General features: G+C 51.8%; 16 protein-coding genes and 1 pseudogene. 8 read left to right on the plus strand and 9 right to left on the minus strand.

Annotated elements, in window-relative coordinates; genetic code table 11:
- Window positions 1-19: 19 nt before the first annotated feature.
- The gene (locus ACMGGE_RS05310; RefSeq protein WP_420293473.1) at window positions 20-1,423 is read right to left on the minus strand and encodes an MFS transporter; all 1,404 of its coding nucleotides are present in this window, start codon (window positions 1,421-1,423) and stop codon (window positions 20-22) included.
- A gap of 117 nt (window positions 1,424-1,540) precedes the next feature.
- Here ACMGGE_RS05310 and ACMGGE_RS05315 point away from each other — a divergent pair, with 117 nt between their 5' ends.
- A complete protein-coding gene (locus ACMGGE_RS05315) occupies window positions 1,541-2,446 on the plus strand; it encodes a LysR family transcriptional regulator (RefSeq protein ID WP_048223255.1) in 906 nt (301 codons plus the stop codon).
- A 3-nt stretch (window positions 2,447-2,449) separates the two neighbouring features.
- Here ACMGGE_RS05315 and ACMGGE_RS05320 read toward each other — a convergent pair whose 3' ends face one another.
- Entirely contained in the window at window positions 2,450-3,904 is a 1,455-nt protein-coding gene (locus ACMGGE_RS05320; RefSeq protein WP_420293474.1) for a Cu(+)/Ag(+) sensor histidine kinase, read from the minus strand.
- Entirely contained in the window at window positions 3,894-4,577 is a 684-nt protein-coding gene (locus ACMGGE_RS05325; RefSeq protein ID WP_420293475.1) for a copper/silver response regulator transcription factor, read from the minus strand. The genes ACMGGE_RS05320 and ACMGGE_RS05325 overlap by 11 nt, the downstream gene beginning before the upstream one ends.
- Before the next feature lie 162 nt (window positions 4,578-4,739).
- On the opposite strand from ACMGGE_RS05325, the gene ACMGGE_RS05330 reads away from it, so the two are divergent.
- Genes ACMGGE_RS05330 through silA form a run of 4 tightly spaced genes read left to right on the plus strand, consistent with a single transcriptional unit; the run spans window position 4,740 to window position 10,904 of the window.
- Window positions 4,740-6,125 carry an efflux transporter outer membrane subunit gene (locus ACMGGE_RS05330; RefSeq protein WP_420293476.1) on the plus strand — a complete coding sequence of 462 codons (1,386 nt, stop codon included), beginning with the start codon at window positions 4,740-4,742 and terminating at the stop codon, window positions 6,123-6,125.
- A 24-nt stretch (window positions 6,126-6,149) separates the two neighbouring features.
- Window positions 6,150-6,491, plus strand: coding sequence for a cation efflux system protein CusF (cusF, locus tag ACMGGE_RS05335; RefSeq protein WP_420293477.1), 342 nt, complete (start codon window positions 6,150-6,152; stop codon window positions 6,489-6,491).
- Between the two features lie 11 nt (window positions 6,492-6,502).
- Window positions 6,503-7,753, plus strand: coding sequence for an efflux RND transporter periplasmic adaptor subunit (locus ACMGGE_RS05340; RefSeq protein ID WP_414455199.1), 1,251 nt, complete (start codon window positions 6,503-6,505; stop codon window positions 7,751-7,753).
- Window positions 7,754-7,763: 10 nt separating this feature from the next.
- The gene (gene silA / locus ACMGGE_RS05345; RefSeq protein WP_420293478.1) at window positions 7,764-10,904 is read left to right on the plus strand and encodes a Cu(+)/Ag(+) efflux RND transporter permease subunit SilA; all 3,141 of its coding nucleotides are present in this window, start codon (window positions 7,764-7,766) and stop codon (window positions 10,902-10,904) included.
- 41 nt (window positions 10,905-10,945) lie between these two features.
- Here silA and ACMGGE_RS05350 read toward each other — a convergent pair whose 3' ends face one another.
- A complete protein-coding gene (locus ACMGGE_RS05350; protein WP_414455197.1) occupies window positions 10,946-11,473 on the minus strand; it encodes a hypothetical protein in 528 nt (175 codons plus the stop codon).
- Window positions 11,474-11,693: 220 nt separating this feature from the next.
- Between ACMGGE_RS05350 and ACMGGE_RS05355 the strand changes: the two are divergent.
- From ACMGGE_RS05355 to ACMGGE_RS05365, 3 genes and pseudogenes are all read left to right on the plus strand, one after another.
- Window positions 11,694-12,021, plus strand: a pseudogene (locus ACMGGE_RS05355) (Silver-binding protein).
- A gap of 681 nt (window positions 12,022-12,702) precedes the next feature.
- Window positions 12,703-14,931 carry a DEAD/DEAH box helicase family protein gene (locus ACMGGE_RS05360; protein ID WP_414455196.1) on the plus strand — a complete coding sequence of 743 codons (2,229 nt, stop codon included), beginning with the start codon at window positions 12,703-12,705 and terminating at the stop codon, window positions 14,929-14,931.
- A gap of 1 nt (window position 14,932) precedes the next feature.
- On the plus strand, window positions 14,933-17,380 hold the full coding sequence (locus ACMGGE_RS05365) for a sigma factor-like helix-turn-helix DNA-binding protein (protein ID WP_414455195.1): 2,448 nt from the start codon (window positions 14,933-14,935) through the stop codon (window positions 17,378-17,380).
- 505 nt (window positions 17,381-17,885) lie between these two features.
- Here the strand turns inward: ACMGGE_RS05365 and ACMGGE_RS05370 are convergent.
- From ACMGGE_RS05370 to ACMGGE_RS05390, 5 genes are all read right to left on the minus strand, one after another.
- Complete coding sequence (locus tag ACMGGE_RS05370) at window positions 17,886-18,689, minus strand: carboxymuconolactone decarboxylase family protein (protein WP_032705781.1); 804 nt, start codon at window positions 18,687-18,689, stop codon at window positions 17,886-17,888.
- Between the two features lie 15 nt (window positions 18,690-18,704).
- Window positions 18,705-19,400, minus strand: a complete 696-nt coding sequence (locus tag ACMGGE_RS05375; protein WP_420294175.1) for an antibiotic biosynthesis monooxygenase — start codon at window positions 19,398-19,400, stop codon at window positions 18,705-18,707.
- A 59-nt stretch (window positions 19,401-19,459) separates the two neighbouring features.
- Complete coding sequence (locus ACMGGE_RS05380) at window positions 19,460-20,479, minus strand: aldo/keto reductase (RefSeq protein ID WP_417929149.1); 1,020 nt, start codon at window positions 20,477-20,479, stop codon at window positions 19,460-19,462.
- Between the two features lie 2 nt (window positions 20,480-20,481).
- Window positions 20,482-21,054 (minus strand): NAD(P)H-dependent oxidoreductase, encoded by a 573-nt coding sequence (locus ACMGGE_RS05385; protein WP_420293479.1) that lies wholly within the window; start codon window positions 21,052-21,054, stop codon window positions 20,482-20,484.
- Window positions 21,055-21,204: 150 nt separating this feature from the next.
- Window positions 21,205-22,239 carry an amidohydrolase family protein gene (locus ACMGGE_RS05390; RefSeq protein ID WP_420293480.1) on the minus strand — a complete coding sequence of 345 codons (1,035 nt, stop codon included), beginning with the start codon at window positions 22,237-22,239 and terminating at the stop codon, window positions 21,205-21,207.
- Window positions 22,240-22,336 lie beyond the last annotated feature (97 nt).

Consider the following 22,336-nt stretch of genomic DNA (forward strand, 5'->3'; position numbering starts at 1 on the left):
CGAGAGGCGCTGCAACAATTTACGCGGATGCCCGAACCGCAGGGCGCAGCCTGCTCAGGCTAAATACCACCGAACCCGTCGAGGCGATAACGGCTAGCCACAGTGCAACCTGAATAGCATGTTGATGGTCCCATCCTGCCGCTGCTCCCAGCAGAACCCCCACCACGGCGGCGCCGAGACACTGGCCGAATGTCCTCACAATCGACAACACGCCGGAAGCATAGCTGGCATATTCCCGCGCGACGTTAGCGAGCATTTCCCGGTTATTGGGGCTCTGGAAGCAGCCAAATCCAATACCGCATACCAGGCTGCGCAGGCAGATATTCCACACGGAAGGATTCTCCGGCAACGTGGCCAGCAGGACCAACCCACCGACAAAGACGATCAGCCCGAGGGTCGAGATCAGCGGCGCGGAGATCGTATCCGCCCAGCGACCCGCGTGCGGCGCGATCAGCACGATGCCAATCGGCCACGGGGTAAACAGCAGCGCCGACACCACCGGGCTGTAGCCATACACGCTCTGAAACAGGAACGGCAGCGCGACAAACGTGATCCCCTGGCTCACAAACGAGGCCAGCGAGGTCAGCGCGGCGAGGGTGAAACGCCCGTTTTTGAACATCACCGGCGGCAGTAAAGGATGTTGCGCGCGCCGGATACGCCAGGTAAAGGCGAAGGCGCTGACCAGCGCGAGAACGCCCCAGAAGACGGCCTGCCGGTTAATGTGTTGCGTCACGTGCTGAAGGCTGTCGGCCATCATGATCGCCGAACCTAACAGGACGGCGGAGAGCACGGCGCCCGGCGCGTCAAAGGGAGTGCGGTCAACGGCCGATTCCCGCGGCAAGGCCCGCCATGCCAGCAGCAGGGCGATGCTGCCCGGAATAAGGTTAATGGTGAACAGCCATTGCCAGCTCAGGGCGTCCAGTATTGTTCCGCCGAGTACCGGGGCTATCGCCGTGCTGGAGGCGATAAGCAGGGCGTGCAGTCCCAGGATACGGCCCAGCAGTCGCCCCGGAAAAACGGACCGCAGGATCGCCGGGGCAATGCTCAGGGTCGCCGCGCCGCCGATGCCCTGCAGAATTCGCATCCCGGTTAACATTTCCGGCGTTGTTGCCAGCGCGCAGCCCAGCGAGGTGAGCGTAAAGGTGGCAAGCCCGGCCAGAAAGATTGGGCGATAGCCCACGCGGGCCGCCAGCGCCGCGAAGATGGCCAACGTCATCGCCGCTGACAGCAGATAACCGTTGGCGAACCAGACCGCAACGTTCGCGGGGACCTGCATCGCGCTTGCCATGGAGGGGAGCGCGATGTTGATCATGGTACCGTCAAAAACGCCCATCAGCGTGGTGGTCATAACGGCGGCCATCACCCTGGCACGTTCATGTCCGGGTAAACCTTCATCGCCGGGCTGGTTTGAAAAGAGCGTCATCGTCGTTACTCCGAATAAGAATCGTGATGACGAAACTATAATCATGCGGTATACAGGGCGGAAGACGCAGCATTTGCACTTAATCATTGCACGTAACGCCATATCTGAGGAGCCATCGTGTCCGATCCTGATTTTAACCTTCTGGTTGCGCTCGACGTTTTGCTGGCAGAAGCCAGCGTGGCGGGCGCGGCGCGACGTTTGAACCTGAGCACCTCCGCCATGAGCCGCACCCTGAGCCGGCTGCGGGAGGTGACCGGCGATCCGATCCTGGTACGGGCCGGTCGTCACATGGTGCTGACGCCCTGGGCCGAAGCCACCCGGGACCGCGCCAGAAGCGCCGTGCACGAGGCGAGGGCGGTGCTGCAGCCCTCCACCGACGCGCTGAAGGTGGAAAACCTCGAACGGCTGTTCACCATCCGGGCCAATGACGGTTTTGTGGTGGCGTTTGGGCCTCTGCTTATTGCTGCGGTGGCGAGCGTTGCGCCCGGGGTGTGCATCCGCTTCTCACCGAAACCGGAAAAAACGTCGCGCTACTTGCGTGAAGGACTTGTCGATCTGGAGATCGGCGTGCAGGGCAACATGGGGCCTGAAATACGGCTGCAAAGGCTTTTCCAGGATCGGTTTGTTGGCACGGTGCGCAAGGGGCATCCGCTGTCAGAGCAGCCGGAGGTCAGCCTGAGTGACTATGTCGCCTGGGGGCATGTGGTGGCCTCGCCGGACGGATCGCTGCACGGGTTTGTTGATGAGGCGCTGGCGGAGCGCGGGATGAAGCGCAAGGTCGCCAGCGTGGTGCCCGGTTTTCCGACGGCGTTATCCGTGGCGCTGGCCTCCGATCTGATTGCCATGGTGCCGGCGTTATACCTGCTCAATCAGGCGATGACCGAGCGCGTGCACGTTTTTGAACTGCCCTTTAAGACCCGCACTATTACGGTATCCCAGATGTGGCATCCGCGCATGGAACGGGACCCGGCGCATCGCTGGCTCAGGGAAAAGGTCCTTGAAGTGTGCCGCGCGGTTTGCTGACGCTCAGAGCACTTTCCCCGGCACGGTGAGGATGAAGCGCGTCGACACCGCATCCGATTCCACGCGGACTTTTCCGTGGTGTGCCGTGACGATGGACTTCACGATGGCAAGCCCAATGCCGCTGCCTTCGCCTTTACGCTGCCTGGACGGATCGACGCGATAAAAACGGTCAAACAGCTTCGGCAAATGCGCCGGCGGGATCGGCGTACCGGGGTTTTCTGTCACCAGCTCAACGTCATTATCCTGTTTTCGCAGTGAGACCGTCACCGTTTTGCCCGCTGGCGTATAGCGCAGGGCGTTAGATAACAGATTATTGATTGCCCTTCTGAACATCTGCGGATCGCCTTCTATCAGGCAGGGCATCCCATTGAATGTCAGCGCGATGTGGCGTTCTTCCGCCCAGGCTTCGAAGAAATCAAACACCTTCATGACCTCGGCGCTTAAATCAAACATCACCCGATCCGGGATGAGCTGATTATTATCGGCCTGTGCAAGGAACAGCATGTCGCTGACCATGCGGGTCATCCGGTTGTACTCTTCAAGGCTGGAGTACAACACATCCTCCAGCTCCTTCGGAGAACGGTTCTGACTCAGCGCGATTTCGGTTTGCGTCACCAGGTTGGTGATAGGGGTTCTGATTTCGTGCGCGATATCGGCGGAAAAGTTAGCCTGACGGGTAAAGACATCTTCTATCTTCTCGATCATCTGGTTAAAGGAGATGACCAGCTGTTCCAGCTCAACGGGGACGCGGGACGGCTCCAGTCGTGCATCCAGGTTTTCGGAGGTGATGTTTTTAATGGCGTTGCTGACGTTACGCAGGGGCAAATGTCCCTGACGCACTGCGATGCGGATGACAAGAATAATCAGCAGGCTGATAACCGCGGCAATCGCCAGAAGGTTTTTTTTCAGCGCCTCAAGATAGTGGAGATGAAAATTAATGGAGAGCCCGATCAGCATGACGTAGTCCTGGGTTTTGCCCTGCAGCGTCGCCGTGCCTGAGGAGGCGATAATCCGGTACGTTTCCATTTTCATGTCGGACCCGGCATACATCGGGTTGGCCGGGTCTTCTACCGTCCAGAGAAACACATCCTGTGCACGACGGTGTTCGCTAAAGTCCGCTGTCTTCATTGCCGGGCGCAATGCCGCCCCTTGCGTCGAGCTGAACAGGGTATTGCCCTGCGGATCCAGAAGCAGGACGGCCACGTTGCGGTAACTGGCGATCGACTCTTTGATCTTACTGATTTTCTTTTGGTCGGGATCTGCCGGTGAGTGCAGAATGCGGTGCATCGCGGTGCTGATCTGCTGAAGGTCGCTGATATCCTGCTCGGCAAAGTGCTTCTCAACGGAGTGCAGCATGAACCAGGTAAAGGCGAAGAAGGCCAGTATGGTGGAGAGGCTGATAAAAAAGGTCAGTCGCAGCGCAAGAGAGAACGGGCGTCGGAGGGGCTTAACGCGCATCCGGCACCTCCAGCATATAGCCCACGCCGCGCACCGTCTGGATCAGCTTCGGTTCAAAGTCATTATCGATCTTTGCGCGCAGCCGCTTTACCGCCACATCAATCGCGTTCGTGTCGCTGTCAAAGTTCATGTCCCATACCTGGGAGGCAATCAGGGAGCGGGGCAGCACTTCCCCCTGATGGCGCATGAAAAACTCCAGCAGGCTGAACTCCTTGCTGGTGAGCACAATCCGACTTCCTGTCCGGCTGACTTTTCTCGACACGAGGTCAACCGTCAGGTCTGCTGCCTGAAGCTGGCTTTCTGCGATCACCGTATTTCCGCGTCTTAACAGCGTCCTTACCCGGGCGAGCAGCTCGGCAAAGGCGAACGGCTTGATCAGATAATCATCTGCGCCCAGCTCAAGCCCTTTAACACGATGTTCAATCGTACCGAGAGCCGTCAGAAGCAGTATGGGCATCCCTTTTCCGGCAGAGCGGAGCATGCGGACAATATCCCAGCCGTTCACATCGGGCAGCATGATGTCGAGAATCAGCAGATCGTATTCAGCGGTCATGGCGAGATGGTAACCGTTCAGGCCATTATCAGCGTGGTCCACGACAAACCCTGCTTCAGTGAGTCCCTTGCTGAGGTACTCACCGGTTTTCATTTCGTCTTCAACGATCAGTATTTTCATCTTGCTCCCCTGACTGGCTGCTGATGACATTCTATGGCGCCCGCCACCGTTCACAATGACTTACGTTAAAAATGACAACATTGTCATTATCCCGTCACCCGTCAAACAGGAAGCGTTCAGTAGAGTAGCCCTAAAAATACTCTGGACTTCATTTGAACCGTTATGTTCCTGATAAAACGACTTAGCATCAGTACGGTATTTATCCTGGCAGGCTGCGTCTCGCTGGCCCCCGACTATCAGCGCCCGGCGTCACCGGTCCCCCAGCAGTTTTCGCTTTCGCGTAACGGCCTGACGCCCGCGGTGGCGGGGTATCAGGACACCGGCTGGCGCACCTTTTTTGTCGATCCGCAGGTAGCCGGGTTGATTACGGAAGCCCTGAACAATAATCGCGATATAAAAATGGCCGTACTGAAGGTTGAAGAGGCGCGGGCGCAGTTCAACGTGACGGAGGCGGACCGTTATCCACAGCTGAATGGATCCGCGGGTATCACGTACAGCGGGGGACTGAAAAGTGACAAACCGACTTCGCAGCAGTACGACGCGGGTCTTGCGCTCAGTTACGAACTCGACTTTTTCGGCAAGCTGAAGAACATGAGTGAGGCTGATCGACAAAACTATTATGCCCAGGAAGAGGCCCGTCGCGCGGTACATATCCTGCTCGTCTCTAACGTGTCGCAGAGCTATTTCAACCAGCAGCTTGCGTATAAACAGCTGCGTATCGCGCGGGAAACGCTGGAAAATTACCGGCAGTCTTATGCGTTCGTTGAGCAACAGCTGGTGACGGGCAGCACTAACGTACTCGCGCTGGAGCAGGCCCGGGGACAGATCGAAAGCACGCAGGCAGAGATTGCCAAACGTGAGGGGGAGCTGGCGCAGGCCAATCATGCCCTGCAGTTGCTTCTCGGCACGTACCATGCGCTGCCGGGCGACAGTGGAATGAACGCCAGCGATATTGCGCCGGTAAAACTCCCGCCTCATCTTTCCTCAGAGATACTGCTGCAGCGCCCGGATATTATGGAGGCGGAGTATCAGCTTAACGCGGCCGATGCGAATATCGGCGCCGCGCGTGCCGCTTTTTTCCCGTCGATTTCCCTGACCAGCGGGCTTTCCACAGGCAGCACGGAATTATCCAGCCTGTTCACCGCGGGCAGTGGGATGTGGAATTTTATCCCTAAAATCGATATTCCCATTTTTAATGCGGGCAGGAATAAGGCCAACCTGAAACTGGCTGAAATTCGTCAGCAGCAGTCGGTTGTGAATTACGAACAAAAAATACAGGCCGCCTTCAAACAGGTCGCCGATGCGCTCGCGCTGCGGGACAGTATTAACCAGCAAATTGACGCTCAGCGTCGTTATCTTGATTCGCTCCAGATCACACTCCAGCGTGCCAGAGGATTATATGCCAGTGGTGCGGTCAGTTATATCAACGTGCTGGACGCGGAACGTTCTCTTTTCTCCACCCGCCAGACCCTTCTCGACCTTATTTATGCCCGACAGGTTAATGAAATAACGCTCTTCACCGCCCTGGGCGGCGGTTGGGTCGAATAACTGTACTTAAAGAGGAAACTAAAAATGCGTAATTCACTTAAAGCCGTGGTATTCGGTGCGATCGTTGTGACGTTTTCTGCCGGCCTTCAGGCTGAGGTTCATCAGCACGAGGCGATGAGCGCCGCCCGTGAAGGGGCCGCAGAGCAGGTTATTACCGGGACCGGTATCGTGAAAGACATTGATCTCACGAATAAAAAAGTCACGATTTCTCATGAGGCCATCCCGGCGATTGGCTGGCCCTCGATGACCATGCGTTTCACCTTTATTGAGGCCGATGAGAGCATCAACGCCTTAAAGGTCGGCAGTCACGTTGATTTTTCATTTGTTCAGCAGGGCAATATCTCTTTACTAAAGAGCATTAAATAGCGAGAAACGGCATGGCCTCATTAAAAATAAAATACGCTGCCATGATAGTCAGCAGCCTTATTGCCGGAGGGCTGATATCCGTGACGGCATGGCAGACACTCTATTCATCTGAAAAAACAGCAAATAGCGTTGCGGAAAGAAAGGTCCTTTTCTGGTATGACCCGATGAAGCCTGACGTGAAATTCGACAAGCCCGGTAAATCACCGTTTATGGATATGGATCTGGTCCCGAAATATGCGGACGAAAATGACGATAAAAGCGGTGGCGGTATCCGTATCGATCCGACGCAGGTCCAGAATTTAGGATTAAAAACGCAAAAAGTGACGCGCGGAACGCTGAATTATGCCCAGACGATCCCGGCCAACGTCAGCTATAACGACTATCAGTTTGTCATTGTGCAGGCGCGCGCGGAAGGGTTCGTTGAGAAAGTCTACCCGCTGACGATCGGCGATAAGGTGAAGAAAGGCACGCCGCTGATTGATATTACCATTCCTGACTGGGTCGAAGCGCAGAGCGAGTTCCTGCTGCTCTCCGGCACCGGTGGAACGCCCACGCAGATTAAAGGGGTTCTGGAACGGCTTAGGCTGGCGGGTATGCCGGATGAGGATATTCAGCGGCTGCGTGCGACCCGCACTATCCAGACCCGGTTTACCATCAGGGCGCCCATCGACGGGGTGATCACGGCATTTGACCTGCGCACCGGGATGAATATTTCGAAAGATAAGGTCGTGGCGCAAATTCAGGGAATGGATCCGGTCTGGATCGGCGCGGCGGTCCCAGAATCGATTGCGTATCTGCTGAAAGATACCTCGCAGTTTGCTGTTTCGGTACCGGCCTGGCCGGATAAATCCTTCCCGGTTGAAAAGTGGAGTCTTCTGCCAAGCGTGGATCAAACCACCCGTACGCTGCAGGTGCGCCTGCAGGTCTCCAACAAGGATGAGCTGCTGAAACCGGGCATGAATGCCTACCTGAAGCTGAATACCCAAAGTCAGGAAATGCTGCTGATTCCGTCTCAGGCCGTTATCGATACCGGCAAAGAGCAGCGCGTTATTACCGTTGACGCTAACGGGAATTTTGTACCGAAAAGGATCCACGTTCTGCATGAATCTCAGCAGCAGTCCAGCATTGGTAGCGGGCTGGAAGAGGGGGAGTCAGTCGTCGTCAGCGGTCTGTTCCTGATTGACTCGGAGGCCAATATTACCGGTGCGCTGGAGCGCATGCGCCACGCTGAAACCCCTGACGACGCCCATTCTGGCCATTAAGGAGACGATGATGATTGAATGGATTATCCGGCGGTCAGTGGCTAATCGTTTCCTGGTTATGATGGGGGCGCTGTTTCTCAGCGTCTGGGGAACATGGACCATCATCAACGCCCCGGTTGATGCCTTGCCCGATCTGTCTGACGTTCAGGTGATTATCAAAACCAGCTATCCCGGCCAGGCCCCGCAGATTGTTGAAAACCAGGTGACCTATCCACTCACCACCACCATGCTGTCGGTTCCCGGCGCGAAGACCGTGCGCGGCTTTTCGCAGTTTGGTGATTCGTATGTCTATGTCATTTTTGAAGATGGCACTGATTTGTACTGGGCCCGTTCGCGCGTGCTGGAGTACCTGAACCAGGTTCAGGGCAAACTCCCTGCTGGCGTGAGTTCCGAGATCGGCCCGGATGCCACCGGCGTGGGCTGGATATTTGAATATGCGCTGGTGGATCGCAGCGGAAAACACGATCTCGCCGAACTGCGCTCATTGCAGGACTGGTTCCTGAAGTTTGAGCTGAAAACGATCCCGAACGTGGCCGAAGTGGCCTCCGTCGGCGGCGTGGTGAAGCAGTATCAGATTCAGGTTGACCCGTTAAAGCTGGCACAGTATGGCGTCAGCCTGCCGGAGGTTAAGCAGGCCCTTGAGTCGTCTAACCAGGAAGCAGGGGGATCGTCCGTAGAAATCGCGGAAGCGGAATATATGGTTCGGGCCAGCGGCTATCTGCAGACCATCGATGATTTCAATCACATTGTCCTGAAAACCGGCGAGAACGGCGTACCGATCTCTCTGCGTGACGTTGCCCGCGTACAAACAGGGCCGGAAATGCGCCGCGGTATTGCCGAGCTGAACGGGCAGGGTGAAGTGGCGGGCGGCGTGGTGATCCTGCGTTCGGGTAAAAATGCGCGCGAGGTCATCACGGCGGTGAAAGATAAGCTGGAGACGCTGAAGGCCAGCCTGCCGGAAGGCGTTGAGATTGTGACCACCTACGATCGCAGCCAGCTCATCGACCGGGCCATTGATAACCTGAGCGGCAAGCTTCTCGAAGAGTTTATCGTGGTGGCCATCGTCTGTGCACTGTTCCTCTGGCACATTCGCTCAGCGCTGGTGGCGATTATCTCTCTGCCGCTTGGCCTGTGTATTGCCTTCATCGTCATGCATTTCCAGGGGCTGAACGCCAATATTATGTCGCTCGGAGGTATTGCCATTGCCGTCGGTGCAATGGTGGATGCCGCCATCGTGATGATTGAAAATGCGCATAAACGGCTGGAAGAGTGGGATCACCAGCATCCGGGGGAACAGATTGACAACGCCACCCGGTGGCAGGTGATCACCAGTGCCTCTGTTGAAGTGGGGCCAGCCCTGTTTATCAGCCTGCTGATCATCACCTTGTCGTTCATTCCCATCTTTACCCTCGAGGGTCAGGAAGGGCGGCTGTTTGGTCCACTGGCCTTCACGAAAACGTACGCCATGGCGGGCGCGGCCGCGCTGGCCATCATCGTGATACCCATTCTGATGGGATTCTGGATCCGGGGTAAAATTCCCGCCGAGACCCGTAACCCGCTGAACAGACTGTTGATTAACGCCTATCATCCGCTTCTGATTCGGGTGCTCCACTGGCCTAAAACAACCCTGCTGGTTGCGGCATTATCCATCTTCACGGTGATCTGGCCCCTGAGTCAGGTGGGTGGCGAGTTTTTACCGAAGATCAACGAAGGCGATCTGCTGTATATGCCCTCGACATTGCCAGGCGTGTCTCCGGCAGAAGCGGCGGCGCTCCTGCAGACTACGGACAAACTCATCAAAACCGTGCCTGAGGTAGCGTCGGTGTTCGGTAAAACCGGTAAAGCCGAAACGGCCACGGATTCCGCGCCGCTCGAAATGGTCGAAACCACCATTCAGCTTAAGCCTGAGGATCAGTGGCGACCCGGCATGACGATTGACAAGATCGTTGACGAGCTCGATAAGACCGTTCGTTTGCCTGGCCTGGCGAATCTCTGGGTTCCGCCCATCCGCAACCGCATCGATATGCTTTCAACCGGGATTAAAAGCCCCATTGGTATCAAGGTTTCAGGTACCGTTCTGGCTGATATCGACGCCACGGCGCAGCGCATAGAGGCCGTCGCCAAAACGGTGCCAGGCGTGGTGTCTGCCCTCGCTGAACGTCTGGAAGGCGGGCGCTACATCGATGTTGATATCAACCGGGAGAAAGCCTCCCGCTATGGAATGACGGTGGGCGACGTGCAGCTGTTCGTCTCCTCGGCCATCGGCGGCGCGACGGTGGGGGAAACGGTGGAAGGCGTGGCCCGCTACCCGATTAATATTCGTTATCCTCAGGACTACCGGAACAGCCCGAACGCGTTGAGGCAGATGCCGATCCTGACGCCGATGAAACAGCAGATCACGCTGGGTGATGTGGCGGATATCAACGTGGTTTCCGGCCCCACGATGCTAAAAACGGAGAATGCCCGACCTGCAAGCTGGATTTATATCGATGCCCGCGGCAGGGATATGGTGTCCGTAGTGAACGACATTAAAACGGCCATCAGCCAGAACGTGAAGCTGAGGCCGGGTACCAGCGTGTCATTCTCCGGACAGTTTGAACTGCTTGAACACGCCAACAAGAAACTGAAGCTGATGGTGCCGATGACGGTGATGATCATTTTCATTCTGCTCTATCTGGCGTTCCGTCGCGTGGATGAAGCGTTGCTGATCCTGATGAGCCTGCCGTTCGCGCTGGTCGGCGGGATATGGTTCCTCTACTGGCAGGGTTTTCATATGTCAGTTGCAACCGGCACCGGGTTTATCGCCCTGGCCGGGGTGGCGGCAGAATTTGGGGTGGTCATGCTGATGTATTTGCGTCATGCCGTTGAAGAACATCCGGCGTTGTCCCGCCAGGAAACGTTCACTGAACGAGGGCTTGATGAGGCGCTTTATCATGGTGCCGTGTTGCGCGTGCGGCCAAAGGCAATGACCGTCGCGGTGATCATCGCGGGTCTGCTGCCCATTCTCTGGGGGACCGGCGCAGGGTCAGAAGTTATGAGCCGGATAGCGGCCCCCATGATCGGCGGGATGATTACAGCACCGCTGCTATCGCTGTTTATTATTCCTGCGGCGTATAAGTTAATTTGGTTGCGCAGACATAAAAAGCCATAAAAAAACCCGCCGGTAGCGGCGGATTTTTACGTGATGAATGCTTAGCGCGCCTTGCTGATCAGTTTGCGCCAGGCTCTGTTATGCAGAGTAAATAGCAGCATCTTATAGAAAGCGGTAGAGAGGATACAGCTGCCGCTAAGCCCCAGCATGACAGTACTCACCATCGCAGCGGTCAGACTGACGCCCGGAGCAGCGCTACCGCTCAGCGCGGCCAGCAGATAGGCTGCCGTTAATACCAGACTCATCACCGCCAGCGTAAGATGTAACCGCACGGCGCGCATGCTGCCTTTGCCAATCATAAACATCGTCACGCCGTTGATGCCAGCGAACAGTAGGGCGATCAGCACAATCCACACGAATACGCGTTCGGCTGGCTGGCCGAGTGCGGCGAGTACGCCATAGCCCAACCACAGCTGAGGAATCGCGAAGCTGACAATTACCCCGAGAGTACTGATTGCCGCCGGAATACCCATGGTGTGTAGACCAACAGGTTTGCCCATTTCTTCAGCCAACTGAGTCTTTAGCTGTTGCAGCTGTGTCGGGCAGGTATTGCTTATGCTGGTAGCCACCTCGTTACAGTGTTGCAGGCGACGGGATGCTCTTCTAATTATTTGAATAATCAAAGTTTTTCCTCTCTCACTCCTTGAGTCCCGGAACAGGGTAGGGATTAAGCCCCTGGAGTGACAGAAATGTCACTCGCCAGTCATGCGATAAACAGCGGCCGGTTTTTATAATTCATTATAAAGAAGGCCACCAACTGTTGAGCACTTTAACTTCGGAGATACAACCATGAAAAAGTTCCTTTTATCTGTTATTGCCATCCTGGCGGTTTCTGCATCCAGCTGGGCTGCAGAGACAAACAACAACGAACAGGCAGCAATGTCTTATGACATGATGCAAAACAACACAGAAGCTGCACACCAGAGCATGGCTGACATGCATAAGGAGATGATCAAAAACGGTCCATGCAGTACTAACGAAACAGCAACGTCGTTTTCTGCGATGAAATGAACACGAGAAAGCGGCGATTGCACACGAAACGGCGAATAACGGCCAGTCTTCGGCTAGCCATCAGCAGCAGGCTGAACAGCATCGTCGCCAGATGAACGGGAGTTAATCTACAGCAAGTCTGTCATTGATTATTGATGTTACTGATACTCTCCTTAAAAGAGGGGCGTTTTTTATGGGAAAGGCCGGGATGGCGCTGAAGGTGTTGAGATTGGGGTTACTGCAATATCTCATTTAACTTATGTTGAGTGCAAACTTGGTTAATGAATAAGATGTATTTATTGTGTTGTTTTTTAAGTGTATTTTATTACTCGCCAATAATTTACTTCCTAAACTAACGCAATGTAGCTAGCTTTAGCTGACAGGTAGTTCCAGTTTATTAGCCATCTCATATCACATTTTCAAAAAGAACATCTCATGGTACTGAAGGGTTATCGGGTTGATCTATTGAATAAAATGCAGGTTGCTATAGCATAGACTTGACCCGCCGCCTATTGAGTAGTACACCGTGATGTTAGTAATTGATATTTTTCGCCACGTCCGCCATCGGTGCCTCTGCCAGCTATCGTGCAGGCTTCTTGGTAAAGGTAACCCATTGTTTCGATCGCACACATTAGCTTTATCAGTATCCCTTTTAACCAGGTTCAGAGAAATCTCTTTTTCTTGTTTACATCGGTGGACATTGTTTAGGGCAGGAAGCCTGGCATCACTCCGGCAAGTTGTCCCTACATTTCGCGGAAGCATGTGGCTATGAAGTTAATAAGTTTTTTTTATGGAGGATAACGGTGTTATGACGGTTTCTGTAATTCCGCAGTACAAACCATTAATCGCAGAATTTAAAGACATCGATAAACTTTCGGCTTCGGACTTTGAAATTTTCGTTCGCGATTTGTTTGTCGCATCGGGATGGACCGATGCCGAAATTACCCAAACAGGCAAAGAATTCAAACACGGAGATGGTGGAGTCGATATTTTCGCCTGGAAAGGGAAACGAAAATTTGCTATTGAGGTGAAACAGCGCCAACTGGGTACGACAGTAGATGTGAAGGCTCTTAATCAACTAGTTACCGGCGCCACACTGGCTAATGTTACATACAAAATTTTAGTTACCAACTCCTGGTTTACCTCTGAAGTGAAGGCGCGAGCATTACGACTCGGAGTTGAGTTGATAGACCGGGATGAGTTGCAAAATCTTTGGGTCATTAAGCATTCCGAGATTGGTCGTGACATTAAGCCGCGAACTTATCAGCAGGATGTGATTAACGAGGCCCTTGAACTTCATGCGGCAGGAAAGTCAAAACTGCTGATTGAAATGGCGACGGGATTAGGCAAAACCTATACCGTTGCCCACTTAATTAAGCGCTTATTCCAACAAAATAGTCGCAGATCAAGAGTGCTATTTCTGGCACATCAGGTTGAGATTTTATTGCAATCTGTTACCGCATTTAAAAACGTTTTGGGTATTGGTAACTACAGTTTTTCTGCCTGTTTCGGTGGCGCACATCCCGAAGAGACTGATTTCGTCTTTGCGTCGTTTGATACTATCTATAGCAAACTCGATGCGTTATCTGCAGGAGTATTTGATTACGTCATTGTCGATGAAGCCCATCATACACTGGCAAAAACCTATTCTGCGGTGGTGTCCCTTTTCGAACCGCAACTTCTGATTGGCCTAACCGCGACCCCGTACCGGACGGATAATCGCGATGTAGTGAGTTTCTTTGGTGGTGCCGATGGGCATATCGGTAAGTTTGATCTGGTTTGGGCACTAAAAAATAAAAAATTGGCATTCCCCAAATATCTTGTTCTGCTTGACGATCTGGATCAGGATAAGATCGATCAGCTCGAGAGTGGTCTTTCTCTATCCGATATCGATAAACTACTTTTTTTGCATAAAAAAGATCATGAGATTGTTCGCCTCATTGACAAAACTGTGACCGAGCAGGGGATAGAGAACGTAAAAGGGATTATCTTTTGCCGTAACATCCAGCATATGAATCATCTTATTGCATTCTTTGAGCCCGGCACAGCCACCCTTGTGCACTCAAAAATGTATGCCCAGGAACGACGAGAAAATATTCGAATGTTCAGGGAAGGGAATTATAAATACATTTTGGTGTGCGACCTGTTCAATGAAGGTATTGATATTCCAGAAACCAACCTATTGATTTTTATGCGTTATACCGGGTCACGTACAATCTGGTTGCAACAGTTAGGACGTGGGTTGCGCAAAACGCCAAATAAAGAGTTTGTTCATGTTTTAGATTTTGTTGGATCCCTTGAGCGATTGAATGAGATTAAGGGCCTTGCAAAAGAGATTGAACAGCAGCCAAGGTATCCCGATAGCTCTATTGATGATCCGGAGGAAATGGGCGCGTCCGGGGTTTATCATGACACTTCGCTGGATGTGCAATTCAGTGCAGAGGCTGCGAAAGTATTGGCTCTGCTGGAAGAGATGAAAATGCAGCTTAATAGCCGAGATGTACTGCTAGATAAGTTGCGCCGATATCGAGAAGAAAATGCCGAGTTACCCTCCATTGCGCAACTGGAACAAGAGTTAGATGACGTCAGCCTTGATCAAATTGCCACCCATTTCGGCTCTTATTTTAGCTACCAGACAATCGCATTCAATGAAGACGTGGATACTCCTTCCATGCGCACGAGACTGATAGAGTTTCTCGATACCTTTATCGAGGAGAACAATATGGCACCAAGTTTTTACACTATTTCACTGAATTTCGGCGTGAACCCGTTGTACGAATTTAGCGAAAAAGAGATTCAACAGCTTCTCCCAGATTACGACAACCTTGTCAGTGCACGAATTAAAGTGACAGCCCCTAAGGTCGTGAGTTATATGCCGGTGAAGGAAGCGGAAGTTTGCCCGTGGATCGAAACGTACCGGGGACAGTCTATGAACCTTGTCAGCTTTAAGCAATTACCGTCGGATGTGCAGGAACAGATTAAGAATAAATATCAATCGGCATTTGTATTTCTCAAAAAGTTAAAAGACGCGCTTTAATATGGAAAAAATTGACATCGTTGTAGATCAACTTCAGCTCGACCGAGCTATCAATAAACTCTTCCATAACCTGGTCGAAGAAAGTCGACTCACGCTCGGAGAAATGTGTAGTGCCTGGGAGCTCTGTGAAAAACTCAGCATGCAGCAATTCATGGCATTGAAGAAAAATGTCTATTTCGCAGATTTTCTGCGAGCAGTAGAGATTTATCCCCCTCAAGGACAGAAGCTTGCAGTAGATGATGAGGATATGAGGAAAATTGAAACTGATGTTGAGGAAAAGCCGCAGATGACGAGTGATGAGCTGGGGATGGAATGTCTACAGATCCCTGCCTCCTATACTTTACTGGACACGATTGAGTTACCTGATAGGTTTATGAAATTAATCAGGAGGCTGAAAAACGTACACTTGCTAAACCCCGATTTTGGACTCGGAGATACCTTCGGCGAACTCGTTGCACTAACAGATCATGAGCTGGCCGCACAGCCTGGAATAGGGGCTCTATATATTGAGACTTTTAAAGAATTGCAACAGTGGGCTAAGTCTGCACCTTCCTTTGAGGCTAACGATACTATTAATATGGTCATTGATTTCGCAAAGATGGATATCAGCCAGATGCGGTTGAGCCTTGCTGGCGTGGAAGCCAAATATACGAAAGTACTGGAAAAATTTGGTCGCTATCTTAAAAAGGAAGATATGGGCGATATATTGCAGGCTATTCTGAATGCTGAACATGAGCAATTAGTAGCCATTCCTGCTTGGGGAAAGGGTAGTACCACACAGCTATTGGCATTTAGAGACAGATTACGGGAAGAGATCATCGCTATCCAGAATGGTGACATTGACTACCTGGCGCTCGAATCCGTATTGATCGTTCCAAAACGACTTATTAACTGCCCATTGAATAAACTTGAAGCTGTTATACTGGAAGATATCGAATCTTACTTCGATAAAAGTAGTGAAATGAAGGTCGACATTGCCCAACGCCGCTGGGGGTTCGTCGAAGAAAAAAAGACTCTCGAAGAGATCGGGGCCGATTACGACGTATCAAGAGAGCGCATTCGCCAAATTCAGGCCGATATCAAACAAGAATTCCTTGGACATATGCGTGTCAGTCAACCATCAGTTTGGGAGGCATTGAAGCCTGAGATATCGCCGGACCTTTGTTTGAAAATGCAGTCACTTTTTTCCTGTTTCCACTCTGAACGTGACTTCTTTGAATTTCTGGATATGGTTTCAGGTCAGACAGAGCTTATCGCTCATGTTTATCCCGAGATTGACAAGGCGATCCTGAATACCTACTTTGCCGAGAATGGCGCACCAATCCACCTTGACGACATCCGGGAGTTTATCCCCTCCGTCTGCAGCATAGAAATACCCTACGTTGACAATGCAATTCGTCATCTAGCGCAACAAGGCGCCATCCAGCTTAAAGGTGAGAATGTCTACCCCCTGCAACTAAAGAAAGCTGAGGCCAGCGCCTGCGTACTGATTAAACACCCAAAGGGTCTGCCTTGGCTGGATATTGCAAAATTAATCAATGGGAATAATTATTCGCGCAGTCCTGTTTACGAGGACCGTCAGGATCAAGAAGCGTTAAACCAGCCTGAATATATCTACCTTTCCGGCAAGGGTACCTACAAGCACACCTGTTTTATCGATATCGATGCGGCGCAGATAGACGACATTTTTCTGGAAATGATGGAATACGCCGAGAAATATTCCCGCTCGGTTTTCCACCTGAATGAGTTTTACCAAGCCTCGCGTAATATGAAAAAGCATGATTACTATATCATTCGCCATTTTGTGAAACATTTCGGCGAGGATTACGGTTTTTATTTCGACGGAAAATCTCAGGCAGATTCAATAGGGATGGAGAAAGGTTTTAAGAACATCACGCAAAAGGACGTCATCATCGAAGCGATGAACAACAGCGATAAACCGCTAACGAAACCTGAAATTGCCAATTTGCTGAAAAGTAAAAGTCTAGCACATGCGTCGTTTTATCTGGATGAAATGATTGAGCGGGGGAGTGTTGTTCAGGTGGATCGCATGCTCTATACCACACCAGCCTGCGCCTATAAAAATATCGTCATCGACGACTATGTCGCGGCCCTTCATGCATTGCTCCTGCATTTTGGTAAGCCAGTAGAACCCTCCATTTTTAAAGCACAACTGAATATACAATTTGAGCGAAGCTACTCGAAGTATTTCTATGCTTCTCTTGCCCGGTTAAATGCCAAAGAAAAGGGCTGGCACCGTAAACATAGCCTTTATTCGGCCACAGAGATCCCTTTTAGCAATATATCATCGGCGATGGATACACACTGCGATTATGGGGCTTCATTGCAGCAGAACATTGATGCTCTGCAGGAAAATATCGCCATTACACGTGAAACGGCTGCCATTGCTATTCAAAACTGGCGCACTGCACGATTTATGGTCAACTGAGAACATCAGAGGACTTTACGAGAGGGCCTAAGTTATCCATCAGTCCGACTGGCATGGAAGGATCGTTCTTTTATTGCCAGCAATTCTGTATGCGACAGGTTATTGCACTGGCATGAAGGGTACCAGCATGTGCTATCGAATGGTGCTGTGAGTTTTTCTCACAAAAGGTTTGTAATCGATGGTGGATTTTATAGAAAAGGGAGGACACCAACGTACTGGTTTCTGTAGCTGCATGAGAGCACCATGGATAATAGAATTATGAATTCAATTTAACTATTCTGGGTTTGAGGAATATACATAATTTACGACAGCACCAGAAACAGTATAACAAACTGTTTTAAATGGATATTAATCAAATGGCGATTCAAACTCACAGTTATGAACTCAGTTTTGGTTCATAACTGTGTTAAACGCTGTCCATAAATCACTCGATGTCACGTCTGTTGGTTCATGAACTGATCGTTCTAATTTTGTGATGTGCGTCAGGTTTTAGTGTTCAGTAATGTTACCTTTTACTCGATGATCGATTGTTTAGCACCTCTCCCACAACCGGAGCAGCGGTAAATGCGTTTGGCCAGCCAGCATAGAAGGCGGCCTGGGTAACGATCTCACCAGCTTCCTCAACAGAAAGTCCATTATCCATTGCTCTATTGAGGTGATAGCCAATCTGCGCGCTCTGTCCGGATGCGATTAAGGCGCTGACCGTAATCAGGCTTCTGTCGCGGGGTTTCAGAGCGGGTCTTTGCCAGAGATCCAGGAAGAGTGGATCAGCAGTGAATTTAACCAGGCCTGGAGATATTGGGCCAACATTTTTTTCCACTGTCTCTGAACGCTGCTTTTCTGCTTCCTGATTGAGAGGAAGCAGGTCCGGAGAAGCTTCAGGAAGTGCATCTGCCGTAACGCCACGAGTTTCAAATACTGCTTTGGTCACGCTGACGGCTGACATTGCATTTGGCCAACCTGAGTAGAACGCCAGATGGGTAATGATTTCTGACAATTCCGCTGGTGTAACGCCATTATCAAGGGCAATGTCTATATAGTGCTTAAGGTCGCCAGGCTGGTTTCTGGCAATTAGCATGGCGACGGTCACCATACTACGATCCCTGGGCGAGAGGGCATCGCGTGTCCACAGATCTTCAGTAATCGCTTCTCGACCAAAGCGCGCAAGAGCCGGTGAGACAGAACGAATATCAGCTTCAGAAATCGCTGAAGGTTCAATTTTCATCATAGTTTTACCTCTTGTTTCCTCAGCATTAGCAAAATCAGAAATAACAAGCGACATGGCCGCTGCTGCAATTACGCTTTTCATGTCAATCCTCACTGGTCAACGGTGCGGATCCTGTTTGATTCCGCCTTTGTTACGAAGAAATACCGGTTTTACCGGGATAGCGTCCTTACAGGTGCTCATATGCGCCGTTTGCCTGAGATAGTCACGGAAGTGTGGCGTTTGTCGGTGCAGTTGATACGCTTCCTCACTGGCGTAAATCTCATAGAAATACCAGCGGTTCGGAGTCTGTGAGTCTGTAGCGGAATACATGGCTAACACGCCTTTCTCTACTTTGAGTGACTCAGCCATTTCAGGCATGACGATGTTTTTAAATTCGGTCTGAAATTCAGGCTTTACCTCGACGATCACCAGATTATTAATGGTTCGCTCATTCGGTATGATGTGTTTGTCCCCCAGAAATTGGGGCTCCAGAGTGATTTTATTTTTCCAATCGATAATGTCAGGTGCCCGGGCAGCGAATGCCTTGTATGGTTCAGCATTTAGATGTTTGCGGTAAGCACTCTCGTTTTCATAGAGTTCGACCATGAATGCCTTATGTGGATTGTCGCTGCGGTGCAGGGCGTACATCGCCAGCGTACCTACTTCATGATCAACCGAAGCGGAAATCGTCTGTCTGGCTACGTCTGCAAAATCTTTGTCCCGATCGGGCCTGACGCCGAGCTCAAAGATATTCATCACTCGCTTATCCGGCGCGTCCAGTTTTGTTGCAAAGACAGGGCTGCTTATGAGCATACAAATTAAAAGCATAAGGGGCTTTTTCACGATGATCCTTTTACTGAAATTACTGTTTGCTACCGCGTCCAGACCTGATTAACGTCTTTCGTTTGCGGCGTGTTTTGCGCCATGATCCCCGTCAGAACGTGCGGCTGGTAGGTTTCTTCCAGAAACCGGATTTCCTCCGGGCTTAGTTGAAGATTTACGGCGTTTACCGCGCCATCGACGTGATCTTTTTTTGTGGCCCCTACGACAGGTGACGTGACTTTTGTCAGCAGCCAGGCGAGTGAGATTTCCGTCATGGACACCTGATGTCGTTCAGCAAGCTCGGCGACGCGCTCGATAATGCTCCGATCCTGTTCAGCCGTGCTGTCATATTTTCCGCGGGCATAGGCATCCTCGGAGGCTCGCCGCGTGTGGCCTTCTTTCCGGGAGAGACGACCGCTGGCCAGCGCGCTATAGGGGGTCATGGCGATATCATCTTCAGCGCACAGACCGAAGAGCTCTCGTTCATCTTCACGCATAATCAGGTTGTAGTGGCTTTGCATGGAAACAAAGCCCGTCAGCCCTTCGCGTTCGGCAAGGGCGTTCGCTTTCGCAAGCTGCCAGGCATAGCAATTGGATATACCAATAGCGCGCACTTTGCCCTCAGTAACGGCGGCATGAAGCGCTTCAAGCACCTCAATAACTGGCGTGTTGTAATCCCAGATGTGGTAAATGTAGAGGTCGATGTAGTCCATCCCCAGATTCTGCAGGCTCTGGTCGAGTGATCGGGCTATTGCCTCTTTTCCGCCGATCCCCGCGGCAATTTGCGCGGCGGTTCGTGGCAGAAACTTGGTGGCCAGCACCACGTCCTCGCGTTTTGCCATCTCCCGCAGCGCCCGGCCAACGTATCGCTCGCTGGAGCCGTTCTGATAGGCGAGGGCGGTATCGTAAAAATTGATACCCTTTTCGAGACCGTAGCGGATGATGTCCCGGCTTGCTGTTTCGTCCAGCGTCCAGCGATGCTGGCCCGTTAACGGGTCGCCAAACCCCATACATCCCATACAGATGCGGGAGACCAGTAAGTCACTTTTACCGAGCCGGGTATACTGCATCGTTATTCTCCCTCTGGATTATTCACGACGGAATTGAGCAGATCGACAAGCCTTGAAGCGTGTTCCCGGGCAAGCGTTTTTTGCTGCGCGATTTTGTCGGCATCCCGGTCGGCATAGCTGATACCGCAGGTATAAACCGGCGCCAGCAGCTCAAGATTGCACAGTTTTGCCGTGGTCTCGAACGGAATAAGATACTCTTCAATGGCATGGCCAAAGAAACCTTCAGCGGTATAGAGCGCCTGTGGCGCCCCTGTAGTGAAGGAGAGGAGCAGCTTTTTACCGCCCAGTTTCGCCGTTGAGCCATGCGCGAAGCCGTGGACAAAGACCTCGTCCAGCCATTGTTTCATTAACCCGGGCAGCCCATACCAGGAAAAAGGAAACTGCCAGACAATCACATCGGCCCTGAGCAGGCTTTCCTGCTCCGCAGCGATATTGAATTTGCCGTCCGGATAGAGCCAGTCCAGACGACGAATTTCAGCATCGGGAAGGGCGGTCGCCACTTCATCAAGGATCGTGGCATTAGCGACGGAATGGGTAAGCTCAGGATGGCCTGAAACAATAAGGATATTTTTCATTTCAATGAGTTAAATATATTTGATGAATGTTTAACCCAGTATAGAGTGACACCATTATTTTTTTTAGAGCAGTAAAGACTCATTCACTTTTAGACAAAAACTAATAATGGTCGACTGTTCTCATTGTACCGGTCATCACGAACCCGTGAACTACGCCGTGATGCCCAGTAAACGTTCTGCATTGCGAAATGCGATGGCCTCTTTTTCAGCCTTGTGGACGGGCAGACTGTCGATAAAGGTTTTTACACCGTCCAGGGTCTGATAGGGATAATCTACGGAGAACAGGATCCTTTCTGCCCCCATTAACGCGTAGATAAACTGGAAGTGCGGCAGCGACAGCATACCTGACGGGGTAACGTAAACGTGCTCCTGGAAGGTTCTCGTTAGCGTGCGTGACAGACCCGTTGCAGCCAGTGGAAGGCTGTCATCAAGACGCTGCAGCCAGAAGGGCAGCATCTCCCCCCAGTGGCCACTGATTACCTGCAAGTGGGGATATTTATCAAATACGCCCGATAACATCAGCCGTAACAAATGGATCCCGGCTTCGTGATGCCAGCCCCAGCCAAACATAGAGAGCCGGGCGTTGACCTCTGCGCTGAAGCCCGTGAAGTAGGCCTGTTGCACGCTTTTAAACGGTAATCCGGGATGAAGATAGAGTGGCACATTCAGTTTATTAAAGCGGGAAAGCAGGGAGTCATAGTCAGGATTATCGAGAAAGCATGAAGAGGGTCGGCCATTCAGAAGTGCCCCCTTAAACCCCAGTTCTTCAACTGCGCGGACAAGCTCTTTTTCAGCCTCTTCCGGCTGTGCCCAGGGAAGAGTGGCAAATGCCGCGAAGCGATCCGGATGATTTCTTACCGCCCCGGCAAGGCGGTCGTTTGCCGCCGTATTTAATGTTACCGCTTCATCCTTAGGTGCCAGCTGGGGGAATCCGCCCACAGAAAGGATCTGAAGGGTAATTCCAGCCTCATCCATATCCCTGAGGCGGCGGCTTCCCAAATCAGCGCCTTTCGCATTTATCAGCGCATTCTTTTCTATCTGCGGCCGGCTTCGGTCAGGATTATGACCATCAGCGACGGTTTTCCCCCAGTCGCCAAGGAAAGGCGCCTGCTCAAGCGCAACAGGCATACACGCTCGGCCTAACTCGCTGTCGAGATAATGTTCTTCAAGGCAAATGATTTTCATATTCTCACCCTTCATACAAAGCAGTAAAAGTGATACAGATTAGGATCGCCCGGAACTGTCCATACGTGAATGTGATTCATGACAGTCTGTCTCGGAT

The sequence above is a fragment of the Enterobacter sp. BNK-22 genome (assembly GCF_048684805.1).
In the GTDB taxonomy this organism is placed as follows: domain Bacteria; phylum Pseudomonadota; class Gammaproteobacteria; order Enterobacterales; family Enterobacteriaceae; genus Enterobacter; species Enterobacter quasiroggenkampii.

What these genes read in the sequence shown, in the direction of transcription:
- ACMGGE_RS05340 (WP_414455199.1), top strand. Translation starts at nt 6,503, where the DNA reads ATGGCCTCATTAAAAATAAAATACGCTGCCATGATAGTCAGCAGCCTT.
- ACMGGE_RS05365 (WP_414455195.1), top strand. Translation starts at nt 14,933, where the DNA reads ATGGAAAAAATTGACATCGTTGTAGATCAACTTCAGCTCGACCGAGCT.
- ACMGGE_RS05310 (WP_420293473.1), bottom strand. Translation starts at nt 1,423, where the DNA reads ATGACGCTCTTTTCAAACCAGCCCGGCGATGAAGGTTTACCCGGACAT.
- ACMGGE_RS05385 (WP_420293479.1), bottom strand. Translation starts at nt 21,054, where the DNA reads ATGAAAAATATCCTTATTGTTTCAGGCCATCCTGAGCTTACCCATTCC.
- cusF (WP_420293477.1), top strand. Translation starts at nt 6,150, where the DNA reads ATGCGTAATTCACTTAAAGCCGTGGTATTCGGTGCGATCGTTGTGACG.
- ACMGGE_RS05325 (WP_420293475.1), bottom strand. Translation starts at nt 4,577, where the DNA reads ATGAAAATACTGATCGTTGAAGACGAAATGAAAACCGGTGAGTACCTC.
- ACMGGE_RS05330 (WP_420293476.1), top strand. Translation starts at nt 4,740, where the DNA reads ATGTTCCTGATAAAACGACTTAGCATCAGTACGGTATTTATCCTGGCA.
- silA (WP_420293478.1), top strand. Translation starts at nt 7,764, where the DNA reads ATGATTGAATGGATTATCCGGCGGTCAGTGGCTAATCGTTTCCTGGTT.
- ACMGGE_RS05380 (WP_417929149.1), bottom strand. Translation starts at nt 20,479, where the DNA reads ATGCAGTATACCCGGCTCGGTAAAAGTGACTTACTGGTCTCCCGCATC.
- ACMGGE_RS05370 (WP_032705781.1), bottom strand. Translation starts at nt 18,689, where the DNA reads ATGAAAAGCGTAATTGCAGCAGCGGCCATGTCGCTTGTTATTTCTGAT.
- ACMGGE_RS05390 (WP_420293480.1), bottom strand. Translation starts at nt 22,239, where the DNA reads ATGAAAATCATTTGCCTTGAAGAACATTATCTCGACAGCGAGTTAGGC.
- ACMGGE_RS05320 (WP_420293474.1), bottom strand. Translation starts at nt 3,904, where the DNA reads ATGCGCGTTAAGCCCCTCCGACGCCCGTTCTCTCTTGCGCTGCGACTG.
- ACMGGE_RS05360 (WP_414455196.1), top strand. Translation starts at nt 12,703, where the DNA reads ATGACGGTTTCTGTAATTCCGCAGTACAAACCATTAATCGCAGAATTT.
- ACMGGE_RS05375 (WP_420294175.1), bottom strand. Translation starts at nt 19,400, where the DNA reads ATGCTCATAAGCAGCCCTGTCTTTGCAACAAAACTGGACGCGCCGGAT.